Below are 19,406 nucleotides of genomic sequence, written 5' to 3' on the forward strand. Positions count from 1 at the left end.
GCCCCCGCCCGGAGCGTTCCGGGCGGGGGCTCCTGCCGTATCCGTCCTGCCGTATCCGTCCTGCCGCATCCGTTCGTCCGTGTCTCCGTCGAGTCGGTTCCGGCGGCCGGCGGCCGGCGGTGTCAGACCGACGCCGACCGGTACTTGCGGACCGAGAGCGTCCGGAACACCACGACGATCAGCACGGACCACATCAGCGAGGCCTCCACCGGGTGCTGCATCGGCCAGGCCGGCGAGTCCACCACGCCGGGGTTGCCGAACAGCTCCCGGCACGCCTGCACGGTCGCGCTGAAGGGGTTCCACTCGGCGACGTGCCGCAGCCAGGGCGTCATCTGACTGGTGTCGACGAAGGCGGTCGACACGAACGTGACCGGGAAGAGCCAGATCAGCCCGCCGGAGGTGGCCGCCTCGGGGGTGCGTACGGACAGCCCGATCAGGGCGCCGATCCAGGTGAACGCGTACCCGAGGAGCAGCAGCAGCCCGAAGCCGGCCATGACCTCGCCGGCACTGGTGTGCGTGCGCCAGCCGACGAGCAGGGCGACCATCGCCAGCACGAACAGGGTGAGCGCGGTCTGCACGAGGTCGGCCAGGGTGCGGCCGGTGAGCACCGCGCCGCGCGCCATGGGCAGCGAGCGGAACCGGTCGATCAGGCCCTTGTGCATGTCGTCGGCGATGCCGGCGCCCGCGCCCGCGGTCGCGAAGGTGACCGTCTGCGCGAAGATGCCGGCCATCAGGAACTCGCGGTAGACCGCGGGGTCGGTGGTGTCGCCGACCTGCATCGACCCGCCGAAGACGTAGCTGAACAGCACGACGAACATCACCGGCTGGATCAGACCGAAGATGATCATCTCGGGGATCCGGGCCATCCGGATGAGGTTGCGCTTGGCGACGACCAGCGAGTCGCCGATCGACTGGACCACGCCGCCGCGCGGACGCGGGGCCGGTGCGGTGCCGGTGACGGTGACGGTCACGAGGCCGCCTCCTTACGGGCCTTCTGGCCCCTGGGCCGGTCCGCCCCCGCCGCGCCGTTCTCCTCTTCCGCGAGCGCGGCCGCGTGGCCGGTGAGCGAGATGAACACGTCGTCGAGGGTGGGGCGGCGCAGCCCGATGTCGTCGATCTCGATCCCGCGGGCGTCCAGCTCCCTGATGACCTCGGCGAGCAGCTTGGCGCCGCCCGTGACGGGGACGATGAGCTTGCGGGTGTGCTCCTCGACGGTGGCCGGGCTCTTGCCGAAGCCGGAGAGCACCCCGGCGGCGTCCGCGATGTGCTCCCGCTCGTGCACCACGACCTCCACGCGCTCGCCGCCCGTCTGGGCCTTGAGCTGGTCGGACGTGCCCCGGGCGATGACGCGGCCGTGGTCGACCACGCAGATGTCGTGGGCCAGCCGGTCCGCCTCTTCGAGGTACTGGGTGGTGAGGAGCAGCGTGGTGCCCCCCGCGACCAGCTCCTCGATGACGTCCCAGAGGGCCTGTCGGTTGCGGGGGTCGAGGCCGGTGGTCGGCTCGTCCATGAACATCACGGGCGGCCTGACCACGAGCGCGGCGGCCAGGTCCAGGCGGCGCCGCATGCCGCCGGAGTAGGTCTTGGCCGTGCGGTCGGCGGCGTCGGCGAGGTTGAAGCGCTCCAGCAGCTCCACCGCGCGGGCCTTCGCCGCCTTCGCGTTCATCTGGTAGAGCCGGCCGACCATCTGGAGGTTCTCGCGGCCGGTGAGGTACTCGTCCACCGCGGCGAACTGGCCGGAGAGGCCGATGTTGCGGCGCACCTCGTTCGGGTGCTTGAGCACGTCGATCCCGGCGACGGAGGCGGTTCCGCTGTCGGGCTGGATGAGGGTGGTCAGGACGCGCACGGTCGTGGTCTTGCCCGCGCCGTTGGGGCCGAGCAGGCCGAGGACGGTTCCCTCGGGCACATCGAGGTCCACGCCGTCCAGGGCCCGTACGTCGCCGAAGGTCTTCACCAGACCTTCGGCGTAGATCGCGCCTGGCATATGGATTCTCCCAGTGTAAAAACGGGTGTTTCCTACGCAAATCCTATGGTCGGCGGGCTGGCGTCGCCCGGCCGGGTGAGCGGGGCGGACAGGAGCGGGGACGGGTGGACGGCGCATGCCGCCGCGATCACGCCAGGACGGTGTACCCGGCGTCCCGCAGCGACCGCGCGACCTCCGCGCAGTGCTCGGGCCCCTTGGTCTCCAGGTGCAGCTCCACCTCCACCTCCGTGAGCCCCAGCCGGGGGTCCGTACGTACGTGGCTCACGTCCAGAACATTGGCATCCGCCACTGACAACACCCCCAGCAGAGCGGCCAGCGCCCCCGGCCGGTCCGGCACGCGCAGCCGCAGCGAGAGGTAGCGCCCGGCGGCCGCCATGCCGTGCCGGAGGATCCGCTGGAGCAGCAGCGGGTCGACGTTCCCGCCCGACAGCACCGCCACCACCGGCCCCCGGTACAGCTCGGGCTCGCTCAGCAGCGCGGCCACCGGACTGCACCCGGCCGGCTCCACCACCAGCTTCGCCCGCTCCAGGCACAGCAGGAGGGCACTGGAGAGGGCGTCCTCCGAGACCGTCCGCACCTCGTCGACGAAGTCCCGGACGATGTCGAAGGGCACGTCACCCGGCCGCCCCACCTTGATCCCGTCGGCCATGGTCACCGGGTTGTCCAGCACCACCGGGTGCCCCGCCGCCAGCGAGGGCGGGTACGCCGCGGAGCCCTCGGCCTGCACGCCGACGATCCGCACGTCCGGCCGCAGCGCCTTCACCGCCACCGCGATGCCGGCGGCCAGCCCGCCTCCCCCGACGCCGACCACGATGGTCCGCACCTCGGGGCACTGCTCCAGGATCTCCAGGCCCACCGTGCCCTGGCCCGCGATGATGTCGCGGTGGTCGAAGGGGTGGATGAACACCGCCCCCGTGCGGTCGGCGTACTCCTCGGCCGCGGCCAGCGTCTCGTCCACGACGTGCCCCTGGAGGCGCACCTCGGCCCCGTACTCCCGGGTCGCGGCCACCTTCGGCAGCGGCGCCCCGACCGGCATGAACACCGTCGAGCGCACCCCCAGCAGCGCGGAGGCCAGGGCGACGCCCTGCGCGTGGTTGCCCGCGCTGGCCGCGACCACGCCGGCCGCCTTCTCCTCGGGGCGCAGGCCGGCGATGCGCACGTACGCGCCGCGCAGCTTGAAGGAACCGGTGCGCTGGAGGTTCTCGCACTTGAGGTGGACCGGGGAGCCGAGCAGCGCGGAGAGGTGCCTGCTGCCCTCCATGGCGGTGACCCTCGCGACCCCCGAGAGCATCTTCTGGGCGCCTCGCACGTCGTCGAGGATCAGCGGCGGAACATGGGCGGACAGGCGGTAGTTCATGCCGCAAGTCTCGCAGCGGATCCACCGGGACGCCCGGGGCGGCGGATACCCGTACCGGGATTCCGCAGCCCCTCTACGGGGTGCCCGCCAGCCGCGTACGCTGTCCCCCATCCTGTCGACCCTTGGCGAAGAGAGCCCCAGTCCATGCCCGCTACCCCGGCCCACCCCGACCTGCCGGCCGAGGCCGGAACCGGTCTCCTCGACGCCCTCCAGCACCAGGTGGCCCTCTTCGCCCGGCGCGCCGAGCAGACCCGGCTCGGCGGTGTCGGCCAGGCCCGCAACTCGATGGACCGCGCCGCGTACCTGCTGCTCAACCGGCTGGACCGGGAAGGCCCGATGGGCGTCAAGGCGCTGGCCGCCGGCATGGGCATCGACTCCTCGACCGTGACCCGCCAAGTGGCCCCGCTGGTCGACACCGGACTGGTCAAGCGGACCTCCCACCCGGAGGACGGGCGCGCGGTGGTGCTGGCGCTCTCGCCGCGCGGCCTGGCCCGGCTGGAGGAGGTCCGCTCCTCGCGCCGCGAGCTGATGGCGCAGGTGACGGAGGGCTGGTCGGAGGACGAGCGCGAGGCCTTCACCTCCCTGCTCACACGGTTCAACCTGTCCCTCTCGGAACGCATGGGCGCCCCCGGCGAGGGCGGTCCCGCCTCCTGACGCGCACCGCGCGCGACCGCCGGTTTCCCGCCTCTTGACCCGGGCCGCCCGCTGCCCTCAACTGAGGGGTGTGACAGGACGGTCGGACGGTCAAGCACACCGCCGGGACCGGGAGTTCGAGGCATTCGTCGCGGGCGCCGCCGGCCGGCTGCTGCACGTCGCCACCCTGCTGACGGCCGAAACCGACCAGGACAACCCCGGCGCCCGGCGGCTGCTCGCGGGCGCCCTGGCACGGACGTACGCCGGGTGGGAGCGGGCGCGTACGGACGACCCCTACAACCGCACCCGCGCGGAGCTGGCCCTGGCCTTCGCCCGCGGCGCCTGGCGGTGGCACCGGGGCCGGGGCGGGGTGCTGTCGCGGCTCTCCCCGCAGGCACGCCTGGTGATCACCCTGCGGGTGTACGAGGGAGTGGCCGAGGAACAGACCGCCGCCCTGCTGGGGCTGCCGCCGGAGCGGGTGCGCGCGCTGGCCGGCCGGGCCACGTCGGCACTGCGCTCGCGGGCGGCCGGAAAGGGCGCCAGCGGGGCCGGCGGGAGCGGGGCCGGGTCGGCCGGAACGGGTGCGGGCGCGGCCGGCAGCGGCGCCGGGGCGGGGGCCGCATGAGCGGGCTGCCCGACCGCAAGGAGCTCGAGGTCCGCCGGATGCTGGAGGGCCCGCACCCCTCGGTGCCCACGGACCTGGCCGCGCAGGCCGCCGTACGCGGCGCCCGGCTGCTCCGCCGCCGGCGGGCCCTGCGCCGGGCGGGCTGGACGCTGCTGGTGCTGGCCGCGATCGCGTTCGCGGTGTGGGCCTCGGTCGTCCGGCCGTGGGTGGTGCCGCCGTCGACGATCGCGCCGCCGCTGGACTGGTGAGACGTACCCGCGCACGCCCCGCCGGGGGTCCGGGCCGCCGGCCGGAACGCCGGCGCCCGGAGCCCCGTACGGAAGGGGCGGGACCCGCTGCTAGCCCAGCGCCTGCGTGAGGTCGGCCAGCAGGTCGTCGACGGCCTCGATGCCCACGGAGAGGCGCACCAGGTCCGCCGGGACCTCCAGGGCCGAGCCCGCCACCGAGGCGTGCGTCATCCGGCCCGGGTGCTCGATCAGGGACTCGACGCCGCCCAGGGACTCGCCCAGTGTGAAGAGCTTGGCGCGGTTGCAGACCTCGACGGCCGCCGCCTCGCCGCCCTGCACCTGGAAGGACACCATGCCGCCGAAGTCCTTCATCTGCTTCGCGGCGACCTCGTGGCCGGGGTGCTCCGGCAGGCCCGGGTAGAGCACGCGGGTGACCTTGGGGTGCCGGGTCAGCATCTCCGCGACGCGGGCAGCGTTCGCGCTGTGCCGGTCCATGCGGACCGCCAGGGTCTTGATGCCGCGCAGCACGATCCAGGAGTCGAACGGACCGGCCACCGCGCCCATGGCGTTCTGGTGGTAGGCGAGCTCCTCGCCCAGCGCCTCGTCCGCGGTGACCAGCGCGCCGCCGACCACGTCGGAGTGGCCGCCCATGTACTTGGTCAGCGAGTGGACGACCACGTCCGCGCCCAGGGCCAGCGGCTGCTGGAGGTACGGGCTGGCGAAGGTGTTGTCCACGACCAGCTTCGCCCCGGCCGAGCGGGCGATGTCCGCGACCGCCGCGATGTCGGTGATGCCGAGGAGCGGGTTGGAGGGGGTCTCGACCCAGACGGCCTTCGTACGGTCGGTCAGCGCGGCCCGCACGGACGCCGGGTCGGAGGTGTCCGCGACGGACCACTCGACGCCCCAGCGGGAGACGACCTTGGCGAACAGGCGGAAGGTGCCGCCGTACGCGTCGTTCGGGATGACGACGTGGTCGCCGGGCGAGAGGACCGTACGCAGGAGGCAGTCCTCGGCGGCCAGCCCGGAGGCGAAGGCCAGGCCGCGGCGACCGCCTTCGAGGGCAGCCAGGTTCTCCTCGAGCGCGGTGCGCGTCGGGTTGGCGCTGCGGCTGTACTCGTAGCCGCCGCGCAGACCGCCGACGCCGTCCTGCTTGTACGTGGAGACCTGGTAGATCGGGGGCACGACCGCGCCGGTCAGCGGGTCTGCGGTGTTGCCCGCGTGGATCGCGCGGGTCTCGAAGCTCTGCTGCTCGTGGCTCATGGTCAGAGCCTAAGCGGCCGCGCGCCGGTCGCGCGGCCGCAGGGGCCGGTCGGCCTGGGACATCTAGCCCCAGGCGTGCAGGAAGTCCTCGGTGAAGTCGCCGAAGCCGTGGTCGGCGGTGTGTGCGCGGGCGGCGCGCTCGCCGTCCGCGGGCTCCTCGTCGAGGTAGCCGTCCTCGTCCGCCCCCTCGGCCTCACCCGACTCGCCGGACTCGTCGACCGGCATGATCTGCTGCTGCTCCTCCTGGCCCTCCTCCCCTTCCTCGCCCGGCTCGGCGGGCTGCGCCGGCTGGGCACCGTCGGCCCCCTCCGGCATGACGAAGAGGACGGACATGGCCGGCACCTCCTCATCGGCCCGCTCCTCACCGGGCGCGAGCTCGAAGGCCTCCCCCTGGCAATTCGCACCCTCGAAGACAATTGCGAGGGCGCCGGTGGCGTTGTGCAGCCTTTGCGGGAACTGGCCCTCCTCCAGCGCTTCGAGTTCGTAGCAGGTGTCGACGTCCGGGTTTTCGATCCGGACCGCCGCGGAGTCCGAGGCCCCCGGAATGTAGTAATTGAAGTTTTCCGTATCGGCGGACGCGGTGCCGGGCAGGACAACGGAAAGGGCCAGGGCGCCGAGGGCGATGGTGACGGAACTCCGCATGCGCATGCGTTTCTCCTTTTGACTGGGACAGGCCCCGGAGTGTGGGGTGATCGGCCTGCGCGCCAGATGCTAGGGCGAAATGCGCGGACGATTCCCGGGCGCCATCCGGCGCGAATGGAGGTTTTCCGCACATTCACGTGGTCGGCCGACGGAATTCCCCGGCGCGCGCCCCCGAATTCCACGCCCCTCGCCGCCCGGCCGGGACGCACCTCCCGCCCCCCGCCACCCCCGGTCCGTACCCGCCGGGGGTGTGGAACGCTGGGGGCATGGAGATTCTCTGGTTCCTGCTCGCGATGGGCATGCTGGCCGCCTTCCTCGTCCCCTACCTGCGGCGGCGCAGGGGCGGCATCAGGCTCGTCTCGCCCGGCGCCCCGGACGCGGCCGACCCGGCCGACTACGGCTTCGTGCGCCAGGAGGAACTGGACATCCGGGTGCCCGGACCCGACCAGGACCTGATGGACGTCCTGGACCTGGTGCAGCGCACGCAGGACTGGCGCGCGGCCTCACAGCTGCTGGCCGGCACCCCCAAGGAGGGCGAGCAGCGCTGGCAGCGGGTGCAGGCCTTCGCCGGCGCCGCCTCCCTGGAGCTGGCACAGCAGCCCGGTACCGGGGCCGCCTGGCTGCGGGCGTGGAAGCTGGAGTCCCCGAAGGACGCGGGCGGCGCGCAGGTGCACGCCGAGTTCCTGGTGCAGCAGGCCTGGCGGGCCTCCGGCGGCTTCGGCACCGACGACCACCGGATCATCCTGGAGGAGGCCCGTACGGCCTGCGAGGAGGCGGCACTGCTCGCCCCCGGCGACCCGGTCCCGTACATCTCCCAGCTCGCGATCGCCCGCGGACTCGCCTACCCGGAGCCGGAGTTCGACGCCCTGTGGGCCAAGGTCATCGACCGGTCCCCCGAGCACATGGGCGCCCACCTCTCGGCCCTGCACTACTGGTGCGAGAAGTGGCACGGCTCCCGCGAGAAGGCCGACGCCTTCACGCACGCGGCCGCCGCCCGCGCCCCGCGGGGCTCGCTGCTGGCCGCCCTGCCGCTGTTCGGGGTCTTCGAGCACCTCCCCGAGGTCGCCCTGGTCCAGGACTTCTACGGCAGCGCCGTGGTCTCGCGGGCCATGGAGGGCGCCCTGTACGCGGTGAACTCGGCCCGGCCGGACGACCCGATGCTGGCGCACGTACGCCACCTGCTGATCCTCTTCCTGGTGCGCGGCGAACGCTGGGCCGAGGCCATGGAGCAGCTCCGCCACGTCGACGGCTACGTCGGCGCCCTCCCGTGGTCGCACAGCGAGGACCCGGCCGCGGAGTACGCGGTCTACCGCGCCCTGGCCGTGGCCGGCTACGAGGCGAACGGCGGCAGCCCGGCCACCCTCCCCCGCTGACCCGCCGGGCCGGCGCCCGGCCCGGCTCGGCCGGACGGAATCCTGAGGGCCGCCGGGACGTTGTCCTGACACCCACCCGTCCGCAAGGAGCGAGCCCCCATGATCTTCGGCCGTCGTACCCCCGAGCTGCCCACGCCCGAGCAGGCCCTCAAGGGCCGCCCGGAGCCCGCGTTCGCGCTGCCCGACCGGCACACGGTCCTGGGCAACCCCCTGGCCGGCCCGTACCCGGCGGGGCTGGAGGTCGCGGACTTCGGCCTCGGCTGCTTCTGGGGCGCCGAGCGCAAGTTCTGGCAGACCCCCGGCGTGTGGACCACGCTGGTCGGCTACCAGGGCGGATACACCGAGAACCCGGAGTACGAGGAGGTGTGCTCCGGTCTCACCGGCCACACCGAGGTGGTCCGGGTGGTCTACGACCCGTCCGCCGTCTCGTACGACACCCTGCTCAAGGTCTTCTGGGAGGCCCACGACCCGACCCAGGGCTTCCGCCAGGGCAACGACGTCGGCACCCAGTACCGCTCGGCGGTCTACACGCACTCCCCCGAGCAGCAGGCCACGGCGGAGGCCTCCCGCGAGGCCTACCAGCGCGTGCTGACCGGCGCCGGCTACGGCGGCATCACCACGGCCGTCCTCCCGGCCGCCGACCGCCCCTTCTGGCCGGCCGAGCCGTACCACCAGCAGTACCTGGACAAGAACCCGGCCGGCTACTGCGGCATCGGCGGCACGGGCGTCAGCTGCCCCATCGGCGTGGCCCGCACCGACGCCTGACCGGGGCCCGGGTCACCCGTTCGGATGTCGAATCCGGCAAGCGGCTGGCTAGGCTGGGCCGAGGGACCAGGATCTCGCTCATGGGAGCAGCCGTGACAACCTCCGCCGCCGGGCAGCCGCTCATCCCGCAGCCCCCGGCGACCGTGACCGCCCTGCGGCAGGCGCTGGCACAGGTCGCGCCTGCCGCGCTGCCGGCGTTCACGCGCGAGCTCGACCTGGCAGCGGACGAGTCCCGCCAGGGCTCCGACCTGGCGCCGCTGCGCCGGTTCGTGGCCCAGTGGGCGGTGTACGTCCACATCCAGCGCCAGCCGCACCTCGCGAGGGAGCTCCGACGCTGGGAGGACGTCGCGGCCACCGCCGACGCGGAGCGGGCCCGGCACGCCGCCGCGGAGATCGGCCGCATCCTCGACGAGGCCCACGCCGCTCTGTCCATTCCGTCCCGGTGACCACCGGCTGGTGCTGGGAATACGATCCGGACCACGCCCACGTCGCCGCCGGCCTCCCGGAACGCGTCGTGGCGGAAGTGGAACGCCTGGCGGGTCAGCTCGTCGAGCTCGCCTCCGTCGGCGTGGACGTGGGCGACTTCGGCAACGGCCCGCGGCCCGGCGGCTTGCGCCGGATGGACGCCGCCGGCGGCTGGTTCTACTTCCTCGTGGCCCCGCGCGCCCGTCTCATCGTCGTGACCCGCATCATCCCGCCGTTCGACGCCCTCTAGCCGGCCCCGCCGCCGTCGTGCGGCGGGGCCGGTACCGGGTGTGGCCGGGTGGTCAGATCGTCGACGTGTCGATGACGAAGCGGTAGCGGACGTCGCTGGTGAGGACGCGTTCGTAGGCCTCGTTGATCTCGTCGGCGCGGATGGTCTCGATCTCCGCGCCCAGGCCGTGCTCCGCGCAGAAGTCCAGCATCTCCTGGGTCTCCGCGATGCCGCCGATCATCGAGCCGGCCAGGGTCTTGCGGCCCCCGATGACCGAGAAGAGGTTCAGCGAGACCGGCTCCTCCGGGGCGCCGACGTTCACCAGGGCGCCGTCCACCTTCAGCAGGCCCAGGTAGGCACCCAGGTCCAGCGGGGCCGAGACCGTGGAGACGATCAGGTCGAAGGTGCCGGCCAGCTTCCGGAAGGTCGCGTCGTCGCTGGTCGCGTAGTAGTGCGTGGCGCCCAGCTTCAGGCCGTCCTCCTGCTTGCGCAGCGACTGCGAGAGGACCGTGACCTCGGCGCCCAGCGCGTTCGCGATCTTCACGCCCATGTGGCCGAGGCCGCCCAGCCCGACGACCGCGACCTTCTTGCCCGGCCCGGCGCCCCAGTGCCGCAGCGGCGAGTAGAGGGTGATGCTGGCGCACAGCAGGGGCGCGGCCACGTCCAGGGACAGGCCGTCGGGGATGCGGACCGTGTAGTTCTCGTCGACGACGATGTGCGTGGAGTAGCCGCCGTAGGTGGGGTCGCCGTTCTTGTCGCGGCCGTTGTACGTGCCGGTCATGCCGCGCTCGCAGTACTGCTCCTGGCCCGCCAGGCAGTACGCGCACTCCCGGCACGAGTCGACGAAGCAGCCGACGCCCACCCGGTCGCCGACGCCGAACTTCGTGACGCCCGCGCCCACCTCGGTGACGACGCCGGCGATCTCGTGGCCGGGGACCATCGGGTAGATGCCCTCGCCCCAGCCGTCACGGGCCTGGTGGATGTCGGAGTGGCAGATGCCGGAGTACTTGATCTCGATCAGGACGTCGTGCTCGCCCACGGCGCGGCGCGGCACGGTGGTGCGCTCCAGCGGGGCCTTGGGCGCCGGTGCGGCGTACGCGGCTACCTGGCGGGTACCGACGGCCTGGTTCGCGATGCTGCTCATGCTGCTGGGTTCTCCTCGGCAGATTTCCTGTGATGGCCGAAACGATGCCGTGCCGGGCCGCCGGCACCCAGCCCCCTCCTGTGCCTACGCACGCCGTTCCTACCACTGGGAGGGTCAGGCTGACCGGTGGGCCGCTCCCGGATACTGGCTGACATGGACCAGCGTGCCGACCTGAGTGAGTTCCTCCGCTCCCGCCGTGCCCGGCTCAAGCCCGAGGACGTGGGGCTGCCGCAGTACGGGCGCCACCGCCGCGTGCCGGGCCTGCGGCGCGAGGAGCTGGCGCAGCTGGCCGGGGTCTCGGTCGCGTACTACACCCGCCTGGAACAGGGGCACGGCCAGAACGTCTCCACCGAGGTGCTCGACTCCATCGCCCGCGCGCTCCGCCTGGACGAGACCGAGCGCGCCCACCTGACGCACCTGGCCAAGCCGAAGGCGAAGCGCAAGCGGCACATGGAGCGGCCCGAGCACGTCCGGCCGGAGCTGCTGGGGCTGCTGGACGCGATGGAGGGCGTACCGGCGTACATCCTGGGGCGGCGGACGGACGTCCTTGCGTGGAACCGGATGGGGCGGGCGGTGTTCGGGGACTTCGCGGCGCTGCGGCCCGAGGAGCGGAACATGGCCCGGCTGGTCTTCCTCGACCCGGCCACGCAGGACCTGTTCGCGGACTGGGAGTGCCGCGCCTGCGAGATGGTGAGCGGCCTGCGCTGGTACGCGGGCTGCCACCCGGACGACCCGCGGCTGTCGGCGCTGGTGGGCGAACTGTCGGTGAAGAACGAGGAGTTCAGGACGCTCTGGGCGGCGCACACGGTGGCGGACAAGACGCACGGCAGGAAAGTCCTTCGCCATCCGCTCGTCGGTGAACTACACCTGTCCTTCGAGACGTTGAAGCTGCCCGACAACCCCGAGCAGTCCCTGGTGACCTACCACGCGGAACCGGGTTCGGCCTCGGCGGACGCACTGCGCCTGTTGGCCTCGTGGGGAGCCGGGACCGAGGAGAGGGAGACCTCAGCCAGATGACCGACACGCCCGGCTACGCCATCGCCACCGCCACGGAGGCCGACGCCCCCGACGTCGCGGAGGTCTGGCTCCGCTCGTACGACGCCGCGCTGCCGGCCGTACGGCGCGCCCACTCCGACGACGAGGTGCGGGGTTGGTTCCGGTACGTGGTCGTGCCGGAGGGGCGTACGTACCTGGCCCGCGACGCGCAGGGCGCGGCCGCCGGGATGATGGTGCTGGGCGACGGGGTGCTGGAACAGCTGTACCTGGACCCGGCCCACCGGGGGCGGGGCCTCGGCGACCGCTTCGTGGCCCTGGCCAAGGAGCTCTGTCCGGCGGGCCTGGAGCTGTGGACGTTCCAGGTGAACGCGCCGGCGCACCGCTTCTACGAGCGGCACGGCTTCACGGAGGCCGGGCGCACGGACGGCTCGGAGAACGAGGAACGGGAGCCGGACGTGCGGTACGCCTGGCTCCCTTAGGGGCTCCTCCGCCCGGCCGCCGGTTCACGGGCGGCCGGTGCGGCGCCTCACAGCTTGAGCTGGAGGACGCCGCAGGGGCGCTCGCGGCGGTAGCCCAGGGCCTCGTTCACGGCCAGCATCGGCCCGTTCACGTCGGCGACGGTGGTGGCGATCTGCCGTACGCCGGGGTGCAGGGCGCGCAGCTCCGCGAGGGCCCGCAGCTTGACGGCGCGGCCCAGCCCGCGGCCGCGGTGGGCGGGGACGACGACGGTGTCGTACTGGGTGGCGCGGACGCCGTGGGGGTCCGGCAGCACGAGCTCGGTGTAGGCCGCCATGTCGCCGGCCGGGGTGACGGCCGCGACGGTCAGGATGCGTCCGCCGCGGTCGAGGATGAGCCGCTGGGCGGCCCGTACCCGCTCGGCGTCCCACAGCGGGGTGTTCTCGTCCATGCCGCCGCTGGGGGCGTCCTCCATCGCGGAGTGGGCGACGGCGGCGGAGGTGGCGTGCTCGTCGGGGACGATGCCGTTCCAGCTGACCCAGCGGTAGCCGGCGGGCAGCACCGGGTCCCCGCGCTCCACGGTGGTGTCCTGCACGTACCAGGCCATGGTGAGCACGTTCTCGAAGCCCAGGCCGGCGAGGAAGGCCTCGCCCGGGCCGCCGAGGTCGGCCAGGCAGCTGACGGAGGTACGGCCGTCCGCCTCCAGCTCCTCGCGCACCCGCTGCCAGAGGGCGGTGCCCACGCCGCGCCGCCGGGCGGCGGGCCGGACGGCGGCGTCGAGGAACGCGGTGTGGGTGTTGCCGGGGTCGGTGAACAGCAGCAGCCCGGCGACCCCGTCCCAGTCGTGCGGCTCCGCGTCCTCGCCGGCGGCCGCGAGGCACAGGGCGCGGCCGCGCACCGGGGGTACCTGGATGCGTCCGGCGACCTCGGTCCGGGTGGGGCCGGGGACGCCCGGCAGGTCGTGTGCGTGGGCGGCGGCGAGGACCGCCAGCCACGCGTCGGCATCGGCGTCGGACGGCGGCGCGGGGAGCACGGAGATCATCGTCATACTGCCGACCCTATGCAGCGCCCGCGCCCGGCACCCGCCGTTTTCGGAAGGGCCGCGGCGGGTGCCGGGGCCCGTACGCCGCGCGGCCCGGGGCCGTACCGGGAACGCCGACGGCGGCGGGCCCGGGTGGGCGCCGCCGCCGTCGGCGTACGGAACGCGTACGGAACGCGTACGGAACGCGTACGGAACGCGTACGGAACGCAGGGGGGAAGCGCGTGCGGAACGCGCTGCGCGGGATCAGACGGCCGAGCCGGCCTTCCAGTCCGCCCAGCTCAGGTTCCAGCCGTTCAGGCCGTTGTCCGGCTTGATCTGCTTGTCGGGGGAGTTCATGACCGTCACGACGTCCCCGATGAGCGAGTTCTCGTAGAACCACGCGGCCGGCTGGTCCGGGTCGTTCGCACCCTTGACGTCGGCGAGGCCGACGCAGCCGTGGCTGGTGTTGGCGCTGCCGAAGACGGAGCGGGGACCCCAGTAGTTGCCGTGGATGAAGGTGCCGGACGTGGACAGGCGCATGGCGTGCGGCACGTCCTTGATGTCGTACTCGCCCTTGCCGTCGTCGTCGGTGAAGCCGACGGTGGCGCCGTTCATCCGGGTCTCCTTGAACTTCTCGGAGATCACCATCTGGCCGTTGTACGTCGGGTTCTCGGGGGCGCCGGCCGAGATCGGGATGACCTTGTAGACCTTGCCGTCGCGCGTGATGGTCATCGTCTTGGCCTTGGCGTCGACCGTGGAGACCTGGTTGCGGCCGATCTGGAAGGTCGCGGTGCGCTCCTGCACGCCGAAGACGCCCTCGGCACCCTCGACGCCGTCCAGCTCCATCTTGAGCGTGACGGTGGAGTTCTCCTTCCAGTACGTCTCGGGCCGGAAGTCCAGGCGCTGGGAGTTGAACCAGTGGCCCACGACCTCCTGCCCGCTGCTGGAGGAGACGTTGATCGCGGACTGGACGGCCTTCTTGTCCTTGATCGGCTTGTCGAAGTTGATCGACACGGGCATGCCGACGCCGACGGTGGAGCCGTCCTCGGGCGTGAAGGAGCCGATGAAGCTGTTGTCCTGCGAGACGGTGGTGAACGAGGTGTTCTCGTGCGCCTCGCGGCCCTCGGCGTCCTTGGCGGTCGCGGACAGCGTGTACTTCGTGGCGCGCTTGAGCTTCGCGGACGGCTTCCAGCTCTTGCCGTCGGCGGAGATCTCGCCCTTGACCTCGGCGCCCTCGGAGGTCTTCATCTCGACCGAGGTCAGCGTGCCGTCGGCGACGGTGACCTCGGTGGAGCTGTTGATGCCGACGTTGGTCGCGCCGTTCTTCGGCGAGATCGCTATTCGGGCCTTCGAGGTGTCCTTGGCCGCTGCCGCGTCGGCGTCCTCCTGCGACTTCTTCGTCGCGTCAGCACTGCCCGCGCCGTTGTCGTCGCCGCTGCACGCCGTCAGCACCAGCACGCCGCCGAGCAGCGCGGACGCGGCCGCCAGGGCCCTGCGCCACCGCTTGCTGTCCGTCCTCACACGCTTCTCCATCGTTGCCGAAATCCCGGGGATCTCCGGACAGGGCTGCCCCACGAGGGACCTCCCCGCCTCGTTACGACAACGCGATCACGCGGGGATCCGGTTCCACAACGGGGGTCAGGTGTGGGGAAGCCCACCCGGGCCCTCGTCGTCGTGTTCGTCGTCGTCGAAGGGTCCATCTTCCTCGTCGAGGTCCCACTCCAGGGACTCGGGGTCGTATTCGACGGCCTCGGTGCTCCAGGAGGCCTGGGCGAGCTCGACGCCGGGGACGCCGGAGACCAGGTCAAAGGGGTCGACGAGGTAGGCGAGGGCTTCCGCTTCGTCCTCGCGCACGGCGGCTTCCGCGTGGCCGCGTTCCTCGTCGGGCATGAACTCGTCCGCCGCGACGTGTTCCAGGGCGGCGCCCGTCAGGGCTTCCGGTTCCGCGACTTCCAGCACCAAATCGACCCGAAGCCGTACGTACCGTGATGACTCAGAAGTGCTCATGGCACGGAGGGTAAGCCTGATCACCCCCCGGCTTTCCCACGACCCGCCCCTTTCATTAGCATCGGCGCACACGGCCAATTCGCTGCTGCCACAAGGGGGATCGCACCGTGTCCGCACGACGACCGCTTCTCACCGCCATAGGAGCGGGCACCCTCCTCACCGCTCTGTGGTTCGTCCCCTCGGCGAACGCCACCCAGGAGCACCCTTCGCATTCCGCTTCCGGTGCCGGCGACGGCCCCGCGACCGCGCCCGAGGCGTCCACCCCGCAGCTCGCGCTCGCGGACACGGGCAGTGTGGACACCACTCCGTATCTGCTCGGCGGCACCCTCTTCCTGGGCATCGGTGCGGGCTTCGTGACCTTCTCCGCCCGCCGCTCCCGGGCCGCGTAGCCGCCCGCACCCGCGTACGCGGAAGGGCCGCCCCGGAATCGTCCGGGGCGGCCCTTGCGCGTCTCTGTACCGCCGGGTCAGGCCAGCGGGCCGGTCACCGGCTCCACCGCGGCGACCAGGCCGCCGGAGCGTACGAAGGCCTCGGCGGCGGCCAGGTCGGGCGCCAGGAACCGGTCCGGGCCGGGGCCCTGGACGCCCGCCGCGCGGGCGGCGTCGATGGCGGCCTGGCTGGCCGGGGCCGGGGTGAGGTGGGCGTGGGTGCGGATCTCGATCGCGCGGGTGGCCGCGTACATCTCGACGGCGATGATCCGGGTGAGGTTCTCGACCGTGGTGCGCAGCTTGCGGGCGGCGGACCAGCCCATCGAGACGTGGTCCTCCTGCATGGCGGAGGAGGGGATCGAGTCGGCGGAGGCCGGGACGGCCAGCCGCTTCATCTCGCTCACCAGGGCGGCCTGGGTGTACTGGGCGATCATCAGACCGGAGTCCACGCCGGCGTCGTCCGCGAGGAAGGCGGGCAGGCCGTGGCTGCGGTTCTTGTCGAGCAGCCGGTCGGTGCGGCGCTCGGCGATGGAGCCGAGGTCGGCGGCGGCGATGGCCAGGAAGTCCAGCACGTATGCGACGGGCGCGCCGTGGAAGTTGCCGTTGGACTCGACCCGGCCGTCGGGCAGGACGACGGGGTTGTCGACCGCGGCGGCCAGCTCCCGGGAGGCGACCAGCTCGGCGTGGGTGATCGTGTCGCGGCCGGCGCCGGCGACCTGCGGGGCGCAGCGCACGGAGTAGGCGTCCTGGACGCGCGGCGAGTCGTCCTGGTGGTGGCCGGTGAGGCCGGAGCCCTGGAGGACGGCGAGCATGTTCGCGGCCGAGTCGCCCTGGCCCGGGTGGGGGCGGATGGCGTGCAGCTCGGGGGCGAGGACCTTCTCGGTGCCGAGGAGGGCCTCCAGGGAGAGCGCGGCGGTGATGTCGGCCGACTTGTACAGCTGCTTGAGGTCGGCGATGGCCATCACGAGCATGCCGAGCATGCCGTCGGTGCCGTTGAGGAGGGCCAGGCCCTCCTTCTCGCGCAGCTCGACGGGGGTGATGCCGTGCTCGGCGAGCAGTTCGCCGGCCGGGCGGACGGTGCCGTCGGGGCCCTCCGCGTCGCCTTCGCCCATCAGGGCGAGGGCGCAGTGGGAGAGCGGCGCGAGGTCGCCGGAGCAGCCGAGGGAGCCGTACTCGTGGACGACCGGGGTGATGCCGGCGTTGAGCAGGTCGGCCATGGTCTGGGCGACGTGCGGGCGTACGCCGGTGTGTCCCGAGGCCACGGTCTTCAGGCGCAGGAACATCAGCGCGCGGACCACCTCGCGCTCGACGCACGGGCCCATGCCCGCGGCGTGCGAGCGGACGATGTTGCGCTGGAGCTGGGCGCGGAGGTCATGGTTGATGTGCCGGGTGGCGAGGGCGCCGAACCCGGTCGACACCCCGTAGACGGGCTCGGGCTTGGCGGCCAGGGCGTCCACGATCTCGCGGGCGCGGGCGAGTGCGTCCAGGGCCTCGGCGGACAGCTCGACGCGAGCGTTGCCGCGGGCCACGGCGATGACGTCCTCGGCGGTGGTACCGGACGTCCCCACCACGACAGTGTGCATATCCATATTCAGCACCCTACGGACTGAATGCCTTCCTGTCACTAGTCGCCCGTCACTCGTCTCCGAGCCGTCCGCGGAAGCGCCGCCGCTCGGGCGTACCGGGTACGGGGGCGTCCGCCAGCGGCACGACGGCGGTGTCGCGGCCCGCGACGACGGGCTTCGGGGACCGGGCGGCCTTGGCCTTGTACTGGGCGGCGTCGGCCAGCCGGAAGAGCCGCCGGGAGGACTTCACGGGCCCGATGGGGTCTCCGGTGGAGGCGATCCCGCAGGCCACGCCCTCGCCCAGCTCCAGGTCGGCGGCCCGGGCGCAGAGCTGCTCGGCGGCCTGCACGACCGCGTCGGCGGCCGGTCCGGCGGAGACGAGGCAGAACTCGTCGCCGCCGAGGCGCGCGGCCAGCGCGCCCGGGAGCATGGCACCGCACAGGGAGAGCACGGACCCGAACCGCTCGAGCAGCCGGTCGCCCATCGCGTGGCCCAGGGTGTCGTTGACCCGCTTGAGCCCGTTGAGGTCGCACACCACCAGGCTGACCACGGTCCCGTCCAGCCGGTGCCGTTCCAGCGCCTCGTCCAGGGCGAGGTCCACGGCCCGCCGGTTGGCGAGGCCGGTCAGGGGGTCGGTGAAGGCGAGCTTGCGCACCTCCTCCAGCCGCTCGCTCTGGGCCAGCCCGGCGGCGATGACGGCGGCCAGGACGGTTGCGAACTCGGTGTCCTCGCCGTCGAAGACGGGCAGGCCCTCGTTGCGCGCGACGTACAGCTCGCCCCAGGCCCGGCCGTGCAGCACGACCGGCGCGACGACGCAGCTGCCGCGCCCGCGCCGCCTGAGGCCCGCGGCGCGGTTGCCGGAGCCGCCGGCGACCTCGACCCAGGCGTGCGGGCCGCCGCCGCCGGCCCACCGCTCGTGCAGGAACTCGGTGATCTCGGGGAAGTCGTGGACGGGATAGGACTCGTCCTGCGGGAACTCCTCCTCCCCCGCGGTCCGCTCGCCCTCGTTCACCAGCACGCGGAGGCGTCCCCGCTCACGCTCCCAGGAGGAGATCGCGGCGAACGAGCCGTCCATGGCCAGCCTGGCCCCCCGTGCGGCGGCCCGCGCGGAATCCCTCGCCGTCTGCGCCGCAGCCATCGCCTGCGCGAGTCCCACCACGGCCCGCAGCCGCCCGTCCACACCCATCACTCCAGGTTAGGGAATATTGTCCGATTTTGGAGTGATTGATAGGACATTCGGTGGTCGCGGCATCACGTTTGGTTATGCACCCGCGCGCGTGGGGAACGCCGACGGGTCACCGGAGCGCACGGGGGCCGGCCCCGGCACCGTACGCGGAGGGCCGGCCGGTCACCGGAGCGCACATGGGGACCGGCAGCCCGCCGGCCCCCACCGGGTCACTCCCCGGGCCAGTTCGGCCGGCGCTTCTCGTTGAAGGCCGCCACGCCCTCGGCGCGGTCGCCCGAGAAGGCCACGGACCGCCAGGCCGCGTCCTCGACCTCCAGCCCCGCCTTCAGGTCCAGCCCGTGCCCCAGCCGCAGCGCCCGCTTCGCGGCCCGCAGCCCCACCGGGGAGTTGCCCGCCATGACCCCGGCCAGCTCCAGCGCGCGGGTACGGTCCTGCCCGGCCGGCACCAGCTCGTCGACCATCCCGAGCGCACGCGCCTCCGCAGCCTCCACCTTGCGCGCCGAGAAGATCAGCTCGGCCGCCCGGGCCGCCCCGACCCGCCGCGGCAGCAGCTGCGTACCGCCGCCGCCCGGGATCACGCCCACCGACACCTCCGGCAGGCCCACCAGCGCGGTCTCGTCCGCCACGATCACGTCGCAGGACAGCGCCAGCTCGAAGCCGCCGCCCAGCGCGAAGCCGTGCACCGCCGCGATCGTCGGCACCGGCAGCTCCAGGACGCCCGTGTACGCGCCCCGCGCGGTCGGCCGCTGCCGCACCAGCTCCGCGTCCGTGAAGGAGTTCCGCTCCTTGAGGTCGGCACCCACACAGAAGGCCCGCTCGTGCGTCGAGGTCAGCACGACCACCCGCACCGACGGGTCCGCACCCAGTGCCTGACAGGCGGCCCCGATCGACCGCGCCATCTCCGAGGACACCGCGTTCATCGCCTTGGGCCGGTCCAGCGCCAGCTCCACGACATGGCCCTCGCCGTGCCGCGTCACCGCGACGAACTCGCCGAACCGCTGGTCCTCGACACGTACTGCACCCACGACAGAGCCTCCCGGTTA

The 19,406-nt window shown here is 73.0% G+C and carries 22 protein-coding genes; 10 read left to right on the forward strand and 12 right to left on the reverse strand.

Annotated features, from left to right (window positions below; genetic code table 11):
* Positions 1-122 precede the first annotated feature (122 nt).
* From ACIQUQ_RS11585 to ilvA, 3 genes are all read right to left on the reverse strand, one after another.
* Positions 123-971: an ABC transporter permease gene (locus ACIQUQ_RS11585; RefSeq protein ID WP_403974081.1), complete on the reverse strand. Its 849-nt coding sequence runs from the start codon at positions 969-971 to the stop codon at positions 123-125.
* The gene (locus ACIQUQ_RS11590) at positions 968-1,984 is read right to left on the reverse strand and encodes an ATP-binding cassette domain-containing protein (protein WP_403974084.1); all 1,017 of its coding nucleotides are present in this window, start codon (positions 1,982-1,984) and stop codon (positions 968-970) included. The genes ACIQUQ_RS11585 and ACIQUQ_RS11590 overlap by 4 nt, the downstream gene beginning before the upstream one ends.
* A 127-nt stretch (positions 1,985-2,111) precedes the next feature.
* Positions 2,112-3,341 carry a threonine ammonia-lyase gene (gene ilvA, locus ACIQUQ_RS11595; protein WP_403974086.1) on the reverse strand — a complete coding sequence of 410 codons (1,230 nt, stop codon included), beginning with the start codon at positions 3,339-3,341 and terminating at the stop codon, positions 2,112-2,114.
* A 144-nt stretch (positions 3,342-3,485) separates the two neighbouring features.
* Between ilvA and ACIQUQ_RS11600 the strand changes: the two genes are divergently transcribed.
* From ACIQUQ_RS11600 to ACIQUQ_RS11610, 3 genes are all read left to right on the forward strand, one after another.
* Complete coding sequence (locus ACIQUQ_RS11600; RefSeq protein ID WP_403974089.1) at positions 3,486-3,995, forward strand: MarR family winged helix-turn-helix transcriptional regulator; 510 nt, start codon at positions 3,486-3,488, stop codon at positions 3,993-3,995.
* A gap of 70 nt (positions 3,996-4,065) precedes the next feature.
* Positions 4,066-4,599, forward strand: a complete 534-nt coding sequence (locus ACIQUQ_RS11605; protein ID WP_403974091.1) for a sigma factor-like helix-turn-helix DNA-binding protein — start codon at positions 4,066-4,068, stop codon at positions 4,597-4,599.
* The gene (locus ACIQUQ_RS11610; protein WP_403974095.1) at positions 4,596-4,847 is read left to right on the forward strand and encodes a hypothetical protein; all 252 of its coding nucleotides are present in this window, start codon (positions 4,596-4,598) and stop codon (positions 4,845-4,847) included. Before ACIQUQ_RS11605 ends, ACIQUQ_RS11610 begins: the two co-directional genes overlap by 4 nt.
* A gap of 90 nt (positions 4,848-4,937) precedes the next feature.
* On the opposite strand, the gene ACIQUQ_RS11615 is transcribed toward ACIQUQ_RS11610, so the two are convergent.
* Both ACIQUQ_RS11615 and ACIQUQ_RS11620 read right to left on the reverse strand, forming a co-directional pair.
* A complete protein-coding gene (locus ACIQUQ_RS11615) occupies positions 4,938-6,086 on the reverse strand; it encodes a cystathionine gamma-synthase (RefSeq protein WP_399954260.1) in 1,149 nt (382 codons plus the stop codon).
* Between the two features lie 63 nt (positions 6,087-6,149).
* The gene (locus tag ACIQUQ_RS11620) at positions 6,150-6,734 is read right to left on the reverse strand and encodes a hypothetical protein (protein WP_403974097.1); all 585 of its coding nucleotides are present in this window, start codon (positions 6,732-6,734) and stop codon (positions 6,150-6,152) included.
* A gap of 260 nt (positions 6,735-6,994) precedes the next feature.
* Here ACIQUQ_RS11620 and ACIQUQ_RS11625 point away from each other — a divergent pair, with 260 nt between their 5' ends.
* The 4 genes from ACIQUQ_RS11625 (at position 6,995) to ACIQUQ_RS11640 (ending at position 9,581) form a co-directional block, all read left to right on the forward strand.
* Entirely contained in the window at positions 6,995-8,101 is a 1,107-nt protein-coding gene (locus tag ACIQUQ_RS11625; protein ID WP_403974100.1) for a hypothetical protein, read from the forward strand.
* Positions 8,102-8,200: 99 nt separating this feature from the next.
* A complete protein-coding gene (gene msrA, locus ACIQUQ_RS11630) occupies positions 8,201-8,866 on the forward strand; it encodes a peptide-methionine (S)-S-oxide reductase MsrA (protein ID WP_403974102.1) in 666 nt (221 codons plus the stop codon).
* A 92-nt stretch (positions 8,867-8,958) separates the two neighbouring features.
* Complete coding sequence (locus ACIQUQ_RS11635) at positions 8,959-9,312, forward strand: hypothetical protein (RefSeq protein ID WP_403974515.1); 354 nt, start codon at positions 8,959-8,961, stop codon at positions 9,310-9,312.
* Positions 9,309-9,581, forward strand: coding sequence for a hypothetical protein (locus tag ACIQUQ_RS11640; RefSeq protein ID WP_403974104.1), 273 nt, complete (start codon positions 9,309-9,311; stop codon positions 9,579-9,581). The genes ACIQUQ_RS11635 and ACIQUQ_RS11640 overlap by 4 nt, the downstream gene beginning before the upstream one ends.
* Before the next feature lie 52 nt (positions 9,582-9,633).
* On the opposite strand, the gene ACIQUQ_RS11645 is transcribed toward ACIQUQ_RS11640, so the two are convergent.
* On the reverse strand, positions 9,634-10,704 hold the full coding sequence (locus ACIQUQ_RS11645; protein WP_403974106.1) for an NAD(P)-dependent alcohol dehydrogenase: 1,071 nt from the start codon (positions 10,702-10,704) through the stop codon (positions 9,634-9,636).
* A 153-nt stretch (positions 10,705-10,857) separates the two neighbouring features.
* On the opposite strand from ACIQUQ_RS11645, the gene ACIQUQ_RS11650 reads away from it, so the two are divergent.
* Together ACIQUQ_RS11650 and ACIQUQ_RS11655 are read left to right on the forward strand one after the other, a co-directional pair.
* Positions 10,858-11,721 carry a helix-turn-helix transcriptional regulator gene (locus tag ACIQUQ_RS11650; RefSeq protein ID WP_403974108.1) on the forward strand — a complete coding sequence of 288 codons (864 nt, stop codon included), beginning with the start codon at positions 10,858-10,860 and terminating at the stop codon, positions 11,719-11,721.
* A complete protein-coding gene (locus ACIQUQ_RS11655) occupies positions 11,718-12,179 on the forward strand; it encodes a GNAT family N-acetyltransferase (RefSeq protein ID WP_403974110.1) in 462 nt (153 codons plus the stop codon). The genes ACIQUQ_RS11650 and ACIQUQ_RS11655 overlap by 4 nt, the downstream gene beginning before the upstream one ends.
* Positions 12,180-12,226: 47 nt before the next feature.
* Here ACIQUQ_RS11655 and ACIQUQ_RS11660 read toward each other — a convergent pair whose 3' ends face one another.
* The 3 genes from ACIQUQ_RS11660 to ACIQUQ_RS11670 all read right to left on the reverse strand — a co-directional run bounded on the left by ACIQUQ_RS11660 (position 12,227) and on the right by ACIQUQ_RS11670 (position 15,184).
* On the reverse strand, positions 12,227-13,204 hold the full coding sequence (locus ACIQUQ_RS11660; protein WP_403974112.1) for a GNAT family N-acetyltransferase: 978 nt from the start codon (positions 13,202-13,204) through the stop codon (positions 12,227-12,229).
* Positions 13,205-13,441: 237 nt separating this feature from the next.
* The gene (locus ACIQUQ_RS11665; protein ID WP_403974114.1) at positions 13,442-14,710 is read right to left on the reverse strand and encodes an Ig-like domain-containing protein; all 1,269 of its coding nucleotides are present in this window, start codon (positions 14,708-14,710) and stop codon (positions 13,442-13,444) included.
* A 105-nt stretch (positions 14,711-14,815) separates the two neighbouring features.
* The gene (locus ACIQUQ_RS11670; protein ID WP_403974116.1) at positions 14,816-15,184 is read right to left on the reverse strand and encodes a hypothetical protein; all 369 of its coding nucleotides are present in this window, start codon (positions 15,182-15,184) and stop codon (positions 14,816-14,818) included.
* 107 nt (positions 15,185-15,291) lie between these two features.
* On the opposite strand from ACIQUQ_RS11670, the gene ACIQUQ_RS11675 reads away from it, so the two are divergent.
* Positions 15,292-15,573, forward strand: a complete 282-nt coding sequence (locus ACIQUQ_RS11675; RefSeq protein ID WP_403974118.1) for a hypothetical protein — start codon at positions 15,292-15,294, stop codon at positions 15,571-15,573.
* Between the two features lie 77 nt (positions 15,574-15,650).
* On the opposite strand, the gene hutH is transcribed toward ACIQUQ_RS11675, so the two are convergent.
* From hutH to ACIQUQ_RS11690, 3 genes are all read right to left on the reverse strand, one after another.
* Positions 15,651-17,195, reverse strand: a complete 1,545-nt coding sequence (gene hutH / locus ACIQUQ_RS11680; protein ID WP_403974518.1) for a histidine ammonia-lyase — start codon at positions 17,193-17,195, stop codon at positions 15,651-15,653.
* Positions 17,196-17,247: 52 nt separating this feature from the next.
* A complete protein-coding gene (locus ACIQUQ_RS11685) occupies positions 17,248-18,363 on the reverse strand; it encodes a diguanylate cyclase domain-containing protein (RefSeq protein WP_403974120.1) in 1,116 nt (371 codons plus the stop codon).
* 209 nt (positions 18,364-18,572) lie between these two features.
* Complete coding sequence (locus tag ACIQUQ_RS11690; RefSeq protein ID WP_403974123.1) at positions 18,573-19,388, reverse strand: enoyl-CoA hydratase/isomerase family protein; 816 nt, start codon at positions 19,386-19,388, stop codon at positions 18,573-18,575.
* Positions 19,389-19,406 lie beyond the last annotated feature (18 nt).

The sequence above is a fragment of the Streptomyces sp. NPDC101118 genome (assembly GCF_044759445.1).
GTDB lineage: Bacteria > Actinomycetota > Actinomycetes > Streptomycetales > Streptomycetaceae > Streptomyces.

Excerpts from the sequence above, each read along its gene's own strand:
- ACIQUQ_RS11625 (WP_403974100.1), top strand. The coding sequence starts at position 6,995 with ATGGAGATTCTCTGGTTCCTGCTCGCGATGGGCATGCTGGCCGCCTTC.
- ACIQUQ_RS11620 (WP_403974097.1), bottom strand. The coding sequence starts at position 6,734 with ATGCGCATGCGGAGTTCCGTCACCATCGCCCTCGGCGCCCTGGCCCTT.
- ACIQUQ_RS11590 (WP_403974084.1), bottom strand. The coding sequence starts at position 1,984 with ATGCCAGGCGCGATCTACGCCGAAGGTCTGGTGAAGACCTTCGGCGAC.
- ACIQUQ_RS11600 (WP_403974089.1), top strand. The coding sequence starts at position 3,486 with ATGCCCGCTACCCCGGCCCACCCCGACCTGCCGGCCGAGGCCGGAACC.
- ACIQUQ_RS11645 (WP_403974106.1), bottom strand. The coding sequence starts at position 10,704 with ATGAGCAGCATCGCGAACCAGGCCGTCGGTACCCGCCAGGTAGCCGCG.
- ACIQUQ_RS11685 (WP_403974120.1), bottom strand. The coding sequence starts at position 18,363 with ATGGGTGTGGACGGGCGGCTGCGGGCCGTGGTGGGACTCGCGCAGGCG.
- msrA (WP_403974102.1), top strand. The coding sequence starts at position 8,201 with ATGATCTTCGGCCGTCGTACCCCCGAGCTGCCCACGCCCGAGCAGGCC.
- ACIQUQ_RS11615 (WP_399954260.1), bottom strand. The coding sequence starts at position 6,086 with ATGAGCCACGAGCAGCAGAGCTTCGAGACCCGCGCGATCCACGCGGGC.
- ACIQUQ_RS11610 (WP_403974095.1), top strand. The coding sequence starts at position 4,596 with ATGAGCGGGCTGCCCGACCGCAAGGAGCTCGAGGTCCGCCGGATGCTG.
- ACIQUQ_RS11665 (WP_403974114.1), bottom strand. The coding sequence starts at position 14,710 with ATGGAGAAGCGTGTGAGGACGGACAGCAAGCGGTGGCGCAGGGCCCTG.
- ilvA (WP_403974086.1), bottom strand. The coding sequence starts at position 3,341 with ATGAACTACCGCCTGTCCGCCCATGTTCCGCCGCTGATCCTCGACGAC.
- ACIQUQ_RS11670 (WP_403974116.1), bottom strand. The coding sequence starts at position 15,184 with ATGAGCACTTCTGAGTCATCACGGTACGTACGGCTTCGGGTCGATTTG.
- ACIQUQ_RS11660 (WP_403974112.1), bottom strand. The coding sequence starts at position 13,204 with ATGACGATGATCTCCGTGCTCCCCGCGCCGCCGTCCGACGCCGATGCC.
- ACIQUQ_RS11650 (WP_403974108.1), top strand. The coding sequence starts at position 10,858 with ATGGACCAGCGTGCCGACCTGAGTGAGTTCCTCCGCTCCCGCCGTGCC.
- ACIQUQ_RS11655 (WP_403974110.1), top strand. The coding sequence starts at position 11,718 with ATGACCGACACGCCCGGCTACGCCATCGCCACCGCCACGGAGGCCGAC.
- hutH (WP_403974518.1), bottom strand. The coding sequence starts at position 17,195 with ATGCACACTGTCGTGGTGGGGACGTCCGGTACCACCGCCGAGGACGTC.